A 14,414-nucleotide genomic window follows, 5' to 3' on the forward strand; every position below is an offset into this window, starting at 1 on the left:
TTATTAGAATAATTGGGCTTTGTGTCCGTATAGAAAGTAACCTAATCCTTTGGAGAAGGTTGCTTTTTTATTTATCGACAAGAACAATTTTACTTTTACCATCGCCTAGTTTTTTGACAAGCAATTGTTGACCAATGCTTTGTTTCATGGATTCAATATGACTGATAACCCCGACCATTCGATTTTGGCCAATATCTTCTAGAGCAGCCATGGCTTCTCCTAAAGTCTCATCATCTAAAGAGCCAAATCCTTCATCTACAAAGAGAGCATCAATCTGGACACCATTGGCGGATGATTGAACAACTTCACTTAATGACAAAGCGATAGATAAAGCAGCAATGAAGGTTTCACCACCGGAAAGAGTATCCGAAGAACGTGTGGAATTAGTTTCTCGATCATAGATGTTAATATCAAGGCCATGATCACGCTGTTTATTAGTGCTCTGAGTTGATAATTCAAAGGAATAGCGATTGTGAGATAGACGATTTAAGAATTTGTTATTGGCATAATCCAAAATTTTTAAGAGATAATTTTGAACGACGTAGGTTTCCAGTTTAAGTTTGTTGTCATTACCATCTTTCCCGTTAACAACATTGTAAAGACTTGTAATAGCAGCTAATTTTTGGGCAAAGTCTCCTTGGTGTTTAATGATTTCTTGAAGTTTCTCCAAATAAGTTTGAGCTTCAGTGAAATCACGATTGGTAGAAGTAGTATTTTCGATAGCTAGAGTACGTTTGGTTTCAGCATCCGATAGAATTTGCTTTAAGTTTTCTAAATCTGGTTGTTGGGTATCTTTTAATTGTTCTTTTATTTTGTTGATATTTATCGTTAAGATTTCTTTTTCTTTTTCGTAGCTAGAAATAGCGTTCTTTAAGTCAACGAGTTTATTTTGAGATAGCTCATTGATCCAATTTTTTAAGATATCTAAGTTGTTGGTTTGTGCAGATTTAGCCTGAATAGCAGTTGTCAATTCAGAATTAAAATTATTTATATCTTTAGAAATTTTATCTAATTGAGATTGAATATCAGTTAGTTTAGTCTGATTGTTATTAAAGCTTAATTCATTTTTATGCAATGTTTCTTGTGAAACTTTTAAGTCATTTTGATAAGCTTCAATAGCTTTATTTAATTCATCTTTTTGAGAGATTAATTCCTGACTAGTAGCGTTAGGGTTACTAATATCTTTGGATTTAGTCTGTAAATCAGTCGAACGTGTCTTAATTTCGGCAGTTAATTGATCTAATTTTGATTGGGCAAGGTTCAAATCAGCTTGTTTTTGAGATTGTTGCTTTTGAAGATCCTTGATCTCACTAGTTAGTTTTTGTGAAACTTGAATTTGATGATCTAACTGATCAACTTGAGTTTGAAAAGCCAGTTTGGCATTTTTAAAATTGAATTCTTGTGGCAAATCAATCATTGAAGTGGTAATAAATTTGCTATATTGCATTGATAAATCGACTTGTGCAGAGACAGCAAGTTGTTGTTTCTGTTCAAAATCATCAGAATTTTCATTAATATTACTTTGTAAATTCTTCAAATCGGTTTCGGCGCTAGCAAAAGCCTTTTGGGAAGCATCCACGGCATCCATTGCTTGGCGCAGTTTCGTCTCGTCAGCTGTAGCCTTATTCTGAGCGTAGGGATGTTTCGTGGAGCCACAAACGGGGCAAGGTTCACCAATGGATAATTCTTGGCGTAATTGAGCAATCATTAGTGATTGACGTGTCTTGATTTTTTCTTGATAATCAGCTTTTTTGGCAGCTAGATCTTGAGTCTTTTCTTTCAAAGCAGAATTAAGCTTATCAAGTTTGGATTGAATTTCAGCGACATCGTTAGCAGAATTATTCCGATTACTTTCTAATTTTGAAAAAGTATCACTAAAATTAGTTTGAGCTTTAATTAGTTGATCCTTTTGAGTGGAGAGATCTTGGTACTTGGACAACTCAGTATTTTTAGAATCAATAGAATTTTTTATAGCTTTTAAATCATTAGCTTTGTCATGAACAGCTTCTGTGGCTACTTTTAATTTTGGTTCTAATTGTGTCAGTGATGTTTTAATACTTTCAATATCTTGAACTTTGGTTATGAGAATACTTAAATTTTGAGCTCGTTTCTTTTTATCTTCAAAATCATCTGCTTGGTCGTTTAGGGTAGCAATTTCTTTTTTGGCCACTGTTAGTTGATCTTTGGATTGTTGTAATTCCTTATCGAGTTCTTGTTTATTTTTCAAATCAAATTGTTGTTCTTGTTGAAGACGATTTAAATCATGAACGGTTTCTTGTAGCGGTTGAGCCCATTCGAGTTGGATTACATGCTTTTTCTTTGTTTCCATATCAGTAGAATGTTCAATGATATGTTTTTGATAATCTTTTTTAGAAGAAGCTAATTGTTCAAATTTGTTTTGGAGCTCCTTGGCAGCTTGATAGTTGTTATCAGCCTTTTTCCAAGCTGTATCAGCATTTTTTTGATTATTTTGAGCCACGGTTAATTTTTCCTGCCGAGCTGCAACATAGCTATTAATAGTTGGTATCAATTGGTCATTTGGAATTTTCTTAAGTTGATCTTGTTCAGTCTCATTCCAAATTGAAGCTTGAATTTGTGCCTTAATATCGTTGTTGAAGTCATCAGCTTTACTTTTAGCTTGGTCATAATGGTCCTTCAATTTAGCAGTAAAGTCGGTAAATAGCTGTGTTCCAAAGATCTTCTTGAGAATCTTTTCTTTATCGTTAGTATTCGACTTGAGAAATTCGGAAAAATCATTTTGCGGTAAGAGAATAATTTTCTTGAATTGCTCAGCGTTTAAATTGAGAATGTCATCAATTGCATAGCCGACATCAACCGGTTTAGTAGCAATGCTATCAATCTCTGATTTATGAACATCTTCAACGACAGATAGATTGGCAGTTGGATTCTTTTTAGTTAAACCCTTTCCACTTTTCTTGGTTAAAAATTGTTCAGGAGTACGTTCAACTTTAAAAATTTTTCCGTTTTGTTCGAAGTAGAAAATTACTTTCGTTGGTTCATCGCCAGTAGCAAATTGACTCCGCATCTCTCTAGCATCACGATCACTCGTGGTTTTGTTAAAGAGAGCGTAGGTCATGGCATCAAAAATAGTGGATTTACCGGCACCTGTGTCACCACCAATTAAGAAAATAGGAGATTCATCTAACTTACGAAAATCAATAATTGAGTGTTGATGTGGTCCAAAACAGTTCATTTCTAGATATAATGGTTTCATTATTTTTTTTGCCTCTCTACTTCGTTAAAGATTGTTTCAACCAATTTTTGTTGGGGAAGAGATAATTTTTTGCCAGTGATGGTATCAAAAAACTGATCAACTGTTTCCTCAGGACTGAGTTGGTTGATATTAGTATTAATATTTTGGTGCAACTGTTCGGCATGATTGATTTGGTAGTCAAGTTCAACAATAGTTCCATAACGTTTTTGCAATTCAGCACGAACGTTAGTCTGAACGTGTTCACTGGGTTCGAAGTCTTTAATCGTAATGGCAAACCAGTCGTGATTGACGGGTTGTTGTTTATAAAAATCAGGATCACAAAGAGTTGACCAATTTTCTTCAAGCACAACAAGGTCAGTCTTTGGGACTAAAGGTTTAAATTCTCGTTTGATACCTTGGTCGTCAAGTGTAACAATATCGACGCCTTTACCTTTATTTTTGATACGAGCTTCTTTGATATTGAATTTAACAGGACTACCAGAATAGCGGATGGTATCATTTGGAGAAGCAAAACGGGTATGAATATGTCCTAACATGACGTAGTCAAAGTCTTCGAACTGATCAGAAGTTAATGTGGCTAAACCACCGACTTTTGAAGTCGTTTCACTGGTTAATTCCAATTCAGATTCTTGATTTGGTGTAACTGCAAAATGAGAAACTAGAAGGTGTCTCTTATTCGGATTGAAACGTTTTTTTATATCGGAAATGACTAATTGCATGGCGGTACCAATTGAGGTGATTTCTTTAATCTTGTCTATATCCATGCCTTGATGTTTGTAGTAAACTCGGGCGTCGAGGGGATCGAAAAAGGGTAATAGGAAAATTTGTGTCGTAGCTGTTTCGACTGGGGTAAAGGCTTCTTTTAACAAAGTGTTCAAATGGAAATTAGTATGTTCCATCCAAGCTCGCCCATAATTTAAACGTTTAGCACTATCGTGATTTCCAGAAATTGCATAAATTGGGATTTTATTATCCAGATTGATTTCTTGAAGCATTTTATCTAAAGCAGTGACAGCCTCAGGATTAGGGACGGCACGGTCATAAATATCGCCAGCAATAACAATGCCGGCAACTTTTTCAGCTTTAGCTATCTGTAAGATTTGCTTAAAAGCATTTTTTTGTTCATCTAAAAGTGAATAGCCGTTTAAAGTTCGACCAATATGCCAGTCGGCCGTGTGTAAAAGTTTCATGTGATGCCTCCGATTGATTTGTTGTAATAAAAGAATAAGTTAAGTATATCATCTAGAACTGATGTTCGTATTGAGCTTTTATAATATTTTTTAAAAAATTGAAATAAAATTATTTTATCCTTAAATCCTTCAGAAAACGCGGAATAAAGCCAATTATTCTATCTAAAAAACCGATATGATAACCATTTTGTTGGCTAACGATATCGGTTTTCTTTAGTGGATATTAAATATTTGTTGTTAAAATTAATCGTTCAAATTGTAACGTAATTTCATATGTTCAGAACCCATTGTGACCATGTCGCCAAGAAGTTTAGTTTGCTTATCAAAAGCAATATCAGCTAATTTTTTATTGGCGGTTTCGAGATATTTTTCAACATCTTTGTGATCAGAAATCTTGCTATCAGTTTCATTTTGGATTTTACGGTAAACGCTCATAGCATCGAGTTCATAATCATTTCTCATATCAACGTATAGATCGTAGTCAGTGTCTCCGAGTAAGGCAGTTGTACAACTTAACCAGTACATATTATTCATATCAAATTTACCAGTGGCATTTTTGTATTGATCAGGAGTGTCGTTGACATTGGCATAAAATGGTACGACCGTATTGAAAGTATTAGCGCCATAAGCTAACCAGTGAATACCAGCAATTTCTGCAGGAACATTGTTTCTAATTTGAAGAATGTGAACATCATGGTTTCGGTTGATACCAATTGGTCTAAAGAGTCTCTTTTCAGCTTCAGTACCGTTGCCATAAACGTCATATTTAGTATTCTCAAAATGAGAACTCAAGACAAACTTGACATCCTCAATAGAAATCTTGCGATTGGCATGACAGATGAATGGTAAATCTTGATTCATAGGATCATCAGTTGTGTCATCAGGACTAAAGAATTTTTGTCCATACCAAGCACGAGGATTATTGTAAACTGTATCTTTAATAGAAGAACTACCAAGAATATGTCTTAGATTATAGTTGTCGAAATCAGGATTGAGATTATTTTGATCAATCAAGGCTTTCAAATCATCTGAACAAAGAGTGTCATCGGAATCAAAATCGAAATTGTCGATATTCATACGGTTTGGTGCAACGACATAGGCATCATCGGGAATACGAACGGCTGCCCAGTGGTGACCTCCAATAGTTTCTAACCACCAAACCTCTTCATTGTCAGAAAAGGCAATCCCATTTGGTTCGTATGTTCCATATTCTTCAAGCAATGCTCCCATACGTTTAACACCGTCACGGGCGCTCTTAATATAAGGGAGGACGACTGTAACAAGATCTTCTTCACCAAGGCCGTTTTCAACGAATGGGTCAAGACCTAAGACACGTGAATTAGTAGTAATAGTTTCAGTTGCTGACATAGCAACATTCTTACTATTAATACCAGCTGCTGGCCAGATTCCGTTTGTTAGAATTGAATTAGGAATTGATGTGTAACGCAATGGCTTTTCAGGTAAGTCAACTTTAACTTTGCTGATAACTGATTGATAAGTCTTAGGTTGATCTTCTGGATTTACAACGACGAAACGTTGTGGGTCCAAGGCTTCGTGACCATCGTCATTTCGGGAAATAATTGTTGAACCATCAATTGAAGCTTTTTTACCAACTAAAATTGATGTACATGAACCTTTAATACGCTTTTCCATAATAATAGCTCCTTATATGAATTATGATAATTCAATTATAACTGCTTTAATGATTTAAACCAATGGTCGTAGAATCATTAGATTTATTGGATTAAATAAAAATAGTCATACTAATCTGCTAGTTTCGATTATTATGACTATTGACAGGTTTACTTAGGCAAATTAATTCCAGAAGCTTTAATTTCGGATAAATATTTTTCTAGGAGAACGTTTTTAACATGAAATTGAGCTCCTGGTTTAGTATAAGTGGCGACTTGGATTACCAAGGTTCCATCAGGTTGATTTGAAAAGCCTACTATATAAGGCTTTTTCGTGATTTGGAGTTTCACTAGGTCTAAATTTTGATTAATATTGTTGATGATTTTCGTGATTTCTTCAAAGGGAGCGTCGCTAGATACTGGAATTTCCATTAACGCCTGCATATTATTACGTGATTTATTGCTGACGATGGTGATGTTGCGATTGGGGATGTAATTAAGGGTTCCGTCGACACTTTGAATCTGAGTGGTTCGGATACCAACATATGTTACCTGTCCTTCGACACTATTGACTTGGATAGTATCCCCAACACTGATCTGTTGTTCCAAAAGAATAAAAAAGCCATTGACCATGTCAGAAACGAATCCTTGCGCACCAAGACCGATTGCCAAACTGAAAATTCCGGCACCTGCAATCAAGGTACCAACGGGAATACCAATAGCTGAGAGAATGGCGTAGATCCAGAAAAACATCAGGACGTATTTAAAAATGTTTAGTACTAAGGTATAAATGGTGTCTAATTTTTTCGGAGAGATACCACGCTTATATTTTCTCAGACCGGTTTTAAAGAGACGACGAATAATTTTTTTACCAATCCAATTGATCAATAATAAAACTATTGTTAACAAAACTAATTGCAAGACGACCGAAGCTATATGTTGTAAAACTGCTTCCCAATCGACTTTTAAAACCATTTTCTTGATTAAATTATTAAAGTTAAACGACGTATTCAAATCATTTGATCCTTTCAATAGATATTGATGAAACTATGATATCACAAAAATGAAGAGCATCTTTTGAGAGGGCAAACAATTGGAATATGAATTAAGTATGGTAAAGTAAGTTTACTTAGTTATTAATAGAGAGGAAATAAAAATGGCATACCCACAATTAGATTTAGAAAATGCAACAGGTAGTGTAGCTACAATAAAAACCAATCATGGTGAGATCAAAGTTCAACTTTTTGATGAGTTGGTCCCTAAGACGGTTAAGAACTTTATCGAATTAGCACAAAAGGGTTACTACAATGGAATTATTTTCCATCGAGTAATTCCTGATTTCATGATTCAAGGTGGAGATCCTACAGGAACGGGTGCTGGTGGTGAAAGTATCTATGGTAAGAATTTCGAAGATGAATTTAGTAACCAACTCTTCAATCTTACTGGAGCCTTGTCAATGGCTAACGCTGGCCCTAATACTAATGGAAGTCAATTTTTCATAGTTTCCAATGAGAACATGCCTAAAAGGATGATTAAGGAAATGTCTAGTGCAGGTTATCCTGAGGAAATCATTGCTGCTTATAAGAATGGTGGAACTCCTTGGCTAGATCATCGTCATACTGTTTTCGGTCAAGTTATCGAGGGCATGGATGTTGTTCAAGAAATTAGTCGTGCTAAACGTGATGGCAATGACAAACCTAAAGACGATATCGTCATGGAAACAGTTGAAATCAGTAAGTAGGAAGTGAATATGGCTGTAGTAATCAAAATTTGTGGTTACTATGGCTATTTTTTTATCTTATATTAAGAAATTAATGAGCCATTTCTTTGTTTATCAAAATCGCTTTCGTTAGACTTAAAACGACTAGTTATAGAAGGGAATAGGGAAATGACAGTAAAAGATTTTTTTGATTTAACAAAGATTTATTCTGCGGTGACCTCGGTTATGCCAACACTGTTGGGGTTTATGTTTGTGGGGGTTTATTATAGGGACTTCAATTTGGGCTTAAGTATCTTGCTATTCATTGCGGTAGTTTTGTTTCATTTGGCAGTTAATGTGCACAATCAGTATGTTGATTACTATAAATATCAAAAGCAACCAGATGTTTTCAAGAATAGTGTTAATAATACTTTGAATCGTCGGCAGATATCGCCACAATTGGCATTTAAAACAATGTCAGCTTTAGCAATTATTTCAGCAATTATTGGCTTATATTTAGTATTTCAAACAGGATTCTTTATTCTGGTTGTAGGATTGATTAGTTTTGCTATAGGGTATCTTTATTCAGGTGGACGTAAATCAATAGCATACAGTCCCTTTGGTGAAGTGGTTTCTGGATTAACAATGGGCTACAACATTACTTTATTAGCTGTCTATGTTAATTTTTATAATGATTTGAATTTTGAATGGAGTTTTATTTGGAAAACGGCATTAGTATCGTTGGTTGCTGTATTTGCAATTAGCAATATAATGCTGGCAAATAACATTTCGGATGCAAGTGAAGACTTAAAAGTCGGTCGAAAGACGTTAGTAGCTTATTTAGGACAAGAGAAATCTAAATTAGTATGGGTCGTTAGTTATTTCGTCGGTTACTTAGCAGTTTTAAGTTCTGTTGTTTTGGGATATCTGCCGTGGTATTGTTTGGCATTTTTAGTGGTGACTTCACCATTGGTAGTTATTAATAGCATCAAGTTTATCAAGAAGCCTAGTAAAGCTTTGACGTTTGTTAATTCAGTTAAGAATGCACAGATTTTATTAGTATCAGTTTTAGTAGGTGGTTTAATTAGTTTTCTATAGTTAATATGAGCATTTCTCAGATAAAATGAGGGATGCTTCTTTTTTATACATAGTGTAAAAGCAATCTATACGTTAAAGTAGAGGTGTTATAATACTAACTGTAAAAGATTATTTAGAAGATTTAATTTGTTAAATAATAGGAAGAAACAGAACTATAGATAATAAATTAGTAAAAAATCAAAAAAAGTAATAAAAAAGACTTGCAACGTCGTAACTGAACGGGTAATATATATCTTGTTGTTGCGACAGTTCAACGGAGTCAACGGTTTGATGATTTATTCATCTCCATTGCTTCTAAATTTTCTTGAGAAAATGCTTGACTTGGTCTTTCATCTTCGATATGATTATTAAGTTGTCTGTTGAGATAACGCCTAACAATTCCTTGATTCATTTCATTGAATTGTTAGTAAAATTATTTTAAAAAGTCCTTGACATCAACTTGTCGGCTTGATAAAATAATTAAGTCGCTGATGAGCGTAAGCGCTTAATCAGCTGGTAGACCTTTGAAAACTGAACAAAGTTTTAACACTAAAATTGTGTAGGTCAACATTTTTGTTGATATACAACGAAGTCAATTCGCTAGTAATATTTTTTATGAGTCACAAACTTTTAATATGAGAGTTTGATCCTGGCTCAGGACGAACGCTGGCGGCATGCCTAATACATGCAAGTCGAACGAACTTTCCTTTTGATTGATGCTTGCATCATGATTTAGATCTAAGTGAGTGGCGGACGGGTGAGTAACACGTGGGTAACCTGCCCAGAAGTGGGGGATAACATTTGGAAACAAGTGCTAATACCGCATAACAACATTAAACACATGTTTTTTGTTTAAAAGATGGTTTTGCTATCTCTTCTGGATGGACCCGCGGCGTATTAGCTAGTTGGTGAGGTAATAGCTCACCAAGGCGATGATACGTAGCCGACCTGAGAGGGTAATCGGCCACATTGGGACTGAGACACGGCCCAAACTCCTACGGGAGGCAGCAGTAGGGAATCTTCCACAATGGACGAAAGTCTGATGGAGCAATGCCACGTGAGTGAAGAAGGTTTTCGGATCGTAAAACTCTGTTGTTGAAGAAGAACATATGTGAGAGTAACTGTTCACGTACTGACGGTATTCAACCAGAAAGCCACGGCTAACTACGTGCCAGCAGCCGCGGTAATACGTAGGTGGCAAGCGTTGTCCGGATTTATTGGGCGTAAAGAGAATGTAGGCGGTTCATTAAGTTTGAAGTGAAAGCCCTCGGCTCAACCGAGGAAGTGCTTCGAAAACTGGTGAACTTGAGTGCAGAAGAGGAAAGTGGAACTCCATGTGTAGCGGTGGAATGCGTAGATATATGGAAGAACACCAGTGGCGAAGGCGGCTTTCTGGTCTGTAACTGACGCTGAGATTCGAAAGCATGGGTAGCAAACAGGATTAGATACCCTGGTAGTCCATGCCGTAAACGATGAGTGCTAAGTGTTGGAGGGTTTCCGCCCTTCAGTGCTGCAGCTAACGCATTAAGCACTCCGCCTGGGGAGTACGATCGCAAGATTGAAACTCAAAGGAATTGACGGGGGCCCGCACAAGCGGTGGAGCATGTGGTTTAATTCGAAGCAACGCGAAGAACCTTACCAGGTCTTGACATACCATGAAAAGCTAAGAGATTAGTCTTTCCCTTCGGGGACATGGATACAGGTGGTGCATGGTTGTCGTCAGCTCGTGTCGTGAGATGTTGGGTTAAGTCCCGCAACGAGCGCAACCCTTATTATCAGTTGCCAGCATTCAGTTGGGCACTCTGGTGAGACTGCCGGTGATAAACCGGAGGAAGGTGGGGACGACGTCAAATCATCATGCCCCTTATGACCTGGGCTACACACGTGCTACAATGGTCGGTACAACGTGTTGCGAACTCGCGAGGGCAAGCAAATCACTTAAAACCGATCTCAGTTCGGATTGCAGGCTGCAACTCGCCTGCATGAAGCTGGAATCGCTAGTAATCGCGGATCAGCATGCCGCGGTGAATACGTTCCCGGGCCTTGTACACACCGCCCGTCACACCATGAGAGTTTGTAACACCCAAAGTCGGTGGGGTAACCCTTCGGGGAACTAGCCGCCTAAGGTGGGACAAATGATTAGGGTGAAGTCGTAACAAGGTAGCCGTAGGAGAACCTGCGGCTGGATCACCTCCTTTCTAAGGATATGGTACTTTGGTACCAACGGAATACACAATCGTTAAAACTTTGTTTAGTTTTGAGAGGTCTACCTGGCGCTTTCGGGCCTATAGCTCAGCTGGTTTAGAGCGCACGCCTGATAAGCGTGAGGTCGATGGTTCAAGTCCATTTAGGCCCATTCTCTGCAAAACTTAATAGTAACATGGGGGTTTAGCTCAGCTGGGAGAGCACCTGCTTTGCAAGCAGGAGGTCATCGGTTCGATCCCGTTAACCTCCATTGACAGAGATGTCATACTCGTACCTTGAAAACTGGATATTAAGAATTAATGAATTAAAGAAACACCGAAAACTGCGCGGCAACTTTTTAGTTGCCAGCTGTAACTTATGTTATGGCAAATGATTTAAATTGCTTTTGTAATTTATTAGGTTAAGTTATAAAGGGCGCACGGTGGATGCCTAGGCACTAGGAGCCGATGAAGGACGTAACTAACGACGATACGCCTCGGGGAGCTGTAAGTAAGCTTTGATCCGGGGATTTCCGAATGGGGGAACCCAAATATCGTAATGGATATTTACTTGTCTGTGAATACATAGCAGTCAAGAGGAATACGCAATGAACTGAAACATCTAAGTAGTTGCAGGAATAGAAAGAAATTCGATTCCCTGAGTAGCGGCGAGCGAAACGGGAATAGCCCAAACTAAAGAGCTTGCTCTTTAGGGTTGTAGGACTGATGTTGTGAGTACAAATAGTTGAGATAGCTGAACAGCTTGGAAAAGCTGGCCAAAGAGAGTGAAAGCCTCGTAAGTGAAATCAATACTTCTCCATTCAGTATCCTGAGTACGGCGGAACACGAGAAACTCCGTCGGAATCCGGGAGGACCATCTCCCAAGGCTAAATACTCCCTAGTGACCGATAGTGAACCAGTACCGTGAGGGAAAGGTGAAAAGAACCCCGGAAGGGGAGTGAAATAGATCCTGAAACCGTGTGCCTACAAGTAGTCAGAGTCCGTTTATGGATGATGGCGTGCCTTTTGTAGAATGAACCGGCGAGTTACGTTAACATGCAAGGTTAAGATGAAAAGTCGGAGCCGGAGCGAAAGCGAGTCTGAATAGGGCGATCTAGTATGTTGATGTAGACCCGAAACCAAGTGACCTATCCATGTCCAGGTTGAAGATGCGGTAAAACGCATTGGAGGACCGAACCCGTGTATGTTGAAAAATGCTGGGATGAGATGTGGATAGCGGTGAAATTCCAAACGAACTTGGAGATAGCTGGTTCTCTCCGAAATAGCTTTAGGGTTAGCCTCGGGGATTAGGATCGTGGAGGTAGAGCACTGTTTGGACTAGGGGCCCGTCTTGGGTTACTGAATTCAGATAAACTCCGAATGCCATTGATCTTTACCCGGGAGTCAGACGATGAGTGATAAGATCCACCGTCGAAAGGGAAACAGCCCAGATCACCAGTTAAGGTCCCAAAATTCATGCTAAGTGGAAAAGGATGTGGAAACGCATAGACAACTAGGATGTTGGCTTAGAAGCAGCCATTCATTCAAAGAGTGCGTAATAGCTCACTAGTCGAGTGATTCTGCGCCGAAAATGTACCGGGGCTAAGCATGATACCGAAACTGTGGATGTATCGTAAGATACGTGGTAGGAGAGCGTTGTAAGAGCATTGAAGCTATACCGTGAGGAGTAGTGGAGTTCTTAGAAGTGAGAATGCCGGTATGAGTAACGAAAGACCAGTGAGAATCTGGTCGGCCGAAAGACTAAGGTTTCCTGGGGAAGGCTCGTCCTCCCAGGGTTAGTCGGGGCCTAAGATGAGACCGAAAGGTGTAATCGATGGATAACAGGTTGATATTCCTGTACTAGTTTATTTTGTTTGAACGATGGAAGGACGCAGGAGGATGATGTGTGCACGCTGATGGATATGCGTGTCCAAGCAGTGAGTCTTGAGTTGAGTCAAATGCTTAACTCTTTAAGGACAAGCTGTGATGGGGAGTGAAATTTTAGTAGCGAAGCACAGTAACTCACACTGCCGAGAAAAGTTCCTAGTTAGAAATAAACTACCCGTACCGCAAACCGACACAGGTAGTCGAGGAGAGTATCCTAAGGTCAGCGAGTGAACTCTCGTTAAGGAACTCGGCAAAATGACCCCGTAACTTCGGGAGAAGGGGTGCTGGTGTAACAGCCAGCCGCAGTGAATAGGCCCAAACAACTGTTTATCAAAAACACAGGTCTATGCTAAATCGTAAGATGACGTATATGGGCTGACGCCTGCCCGGTGCTGGAAGGTTAAGAGGATCAGTTAGCTTTTGCGAAGCTGAGAATTGAAGCCCCAGTAAACGGCGGCCGTAACTATAACGGTCCTAAGGTAGCGAAATTCCTTGTCGGGTAAGTTCCGACCCGCACGAAAGGCGTAATGATTTGGGCACTGTCTCAACGAGAGACTCGGTGAAATTATAATACCCGTGAAGATGCGGGTTACCCGCGACAGGACGGAAAGACCCCATGGAGCTTTACTGTAGCTTGATATTGAGTTTTTGTGTGACATGTACAGGATAGGTAGGAGCCGTTGATATCGGAACGCTAGTTTCGATGGAGGCATTGGTGGGATACTACCCTTGTTATATGAAAACTCTAACCTACGTCGTTTATCGCGACGAGGGACAGTGTCTGGTGGGCAGTTTGACTGGGGCGGTCGCCTCCTAAAATGTAACGGAGGCGCTCAAAGGTTCGCTCAGAATGGTTGGAAATCATTCGTAGAATGTAAAGGCATAAGCGAGCTTGACTGCGAGACTGACAAGTCGAGCAGGGACGAAAGTCGGACTTAGTGATCCGGTGGTACCATATGGAAGGGCCATCGCTCAACGGATAAAAGCTACCCTGGGGATAACAGGCTTATCTCCCCCAAGAGTTCACATCGACGGGGAGGTTTGGCACCTCGATGTCGGCTCATCGCATCCTGGGGCTGTAGTCGGTCCCAAGGGTTGGGCTGTTCGCCCATTAAAGCGGTACGCGAGCTGGGTTCAGAACGTCGTGAGACAGTTCGGTCCCTATCCGTCGCGGGCGTAGGAAATTTGAGAGGAGCTGTCCTTAGTACGAGAGGACCGGGATGGACATACCTCTGGTGTACCAGTTGTGCCGCCAGGCGCATCGCTGGGTAGCTACGTATGGACGGGATAAACGCTGAAAGCATCTAAGTGTGAAGCCCCCCTCGAGATGAGATTTCCCATTCCGTTAAGGAAGTAAGATCCGTTAAAGAATATGACGTAGATAGGCTGCGGGTGGAAGTGTAGCGATACATGGAGCTGAGCAGTACTAATAGATCGAGGACTTAACCGAGAAGAGTTCACAGTTTGAAGTGTTTCATTATTTAATTCATAGTCTTAATATCTAGTTTTGAA

General features: G+C 39.3%; 6 protein-coding genes, 2 tRNA genes and 2 rRNA genes. 6 read left to right on the top strand and 4 right to left on the bottom strand.

The window, feature by feature from the left end:
* Positions 1-67: 67 nt before the first annotated feature.
* The 4 genes from LA20249_RS09370 to LA20249_RS09385 form a co-directional block, all read right to left on the bottom strand.
* Positions 68-3,235 carry an SbcC/MukB-like Walker B domain-containing protein gene (locus LA20249_RS09370; protein WP_057738441.1) on the bottom strand — a complete coding sequence of 1,056 codons (3,168 nt, stop codon included), beginning with the start codon at positions 3,233-3,235 and terminating at the stop codon, positions 68-70.
* On the bottom strand, positions 3,235-4,425 hold the full coding sequence (locus LA20249_RS09375; protein WP_057738439.1) for a metallophosphoesterase family protein: 1,191 nt from the start codon (positions 4,423-4,425) through the stop codon (positions 3,235-3,237). Before LA20249_RS09375 ends, LA20249_RS09370 begins: the two co-directional genes overlap by 1 nt.
* A 243-nt stretch (positions 4,426-4,668) precedes the next feature.
* Positions 4,669-6,078 carry a C69 family dipeptidase gene (locus LA20249_RS09380; protein ID WP_057738437.1) on the bottom strand — a complete coding sequence of 470 codons (1,410 nt, stop codon included), beginning with the start codon at positions 6,076-6,078 and terminating at the stop codon, positions 4,669-4,671.
* A gap of 149 nt (positions 6,079-6,227) precedes the next feature.
* Positions 6,228-7,070, bottom strand: a complete 843-nt coding sequence (locus LA20249_RS09385; RefSeq protein ID WP_057738436.1) for a mechanosensitive ion channel family protein — start codon at positions 7,068-7,070, stop codon at positions 6,228-6,230.
* 142 nt (positions 7,071-7,212) lie between these two features.
* Between LA20249_RS09385 and LA20249_RS09390 the strand changes: the two genes are divergently transcribed.
* From LA20249_RS09390 to LA20249_RS09415, 6 genes are all read left to right on the top strand, one after another.
* On the top strand, positions 7,213-7,797 hold the full coding sequence (locus LA20249_RS09390; protein ID WP_057738435.1) for a peptidylprolyl isomerase: 585 nt from the start codon (positions 7,213-7,215) through the stop codon (positions 7,795-7,797).
* Positions 7,798-7,944: 147 nt separating this feature from the next.
* Positions 7,945-8,853, top strand: a complete 909-nt coding sequence (locus LA20249_RS09395) for a prenyltransferase (RefSeq protein ID WP_057738434.1) — start codon at positions 7,945-7,947, stop codon at positions 8,851-8,853.
* A 610-nt stretch (positions 8,854-9,463) separates the two neighbouring features.
* A 16S ribosomal RNA gene (locus LA20249_RS09400) occupies positions 9,464-11,030 on the top strand.
* A gap of 83 nt (positions 11,031-11,113) precedes the next feature.
* Positions 11,114-11,188 (top strand) — tRNA-Ile (locus tag LA20249_RS09405).
* Between the two features lie 26 nt (positions 11,189-11,214).
* A tRNA-Ala gene (locus LA20249_RS09410) sits at positions 11,215-11,287 on the top strand.
* A 148-nt stretch (positions 11,288-11,435) separates the two neighbouring features.
* Positions 11,436-14,352, top strand: a 23S ribosomal RNA gene (locus tag LA20249_RS09415).
* The 16S and 23S rRNA genes sit together here with 2 tRNA genes alongside, the layout of an rRNA operon.
* The last annotated feature ends 62 nt before the right edge of the window (positions 14,353-14,414 follow it).

This window comes from Companilactobacillus alimentarius DSM 20249 (assembly GCF_002849895.1).
GTDB classification, from domain to species: domain Bacteria; phylum Bacillota; class Bacilli; order Lactobacillales; family Lactobacillaceae; genus Companilactobacillus; species Companilactobacillus alimentarius.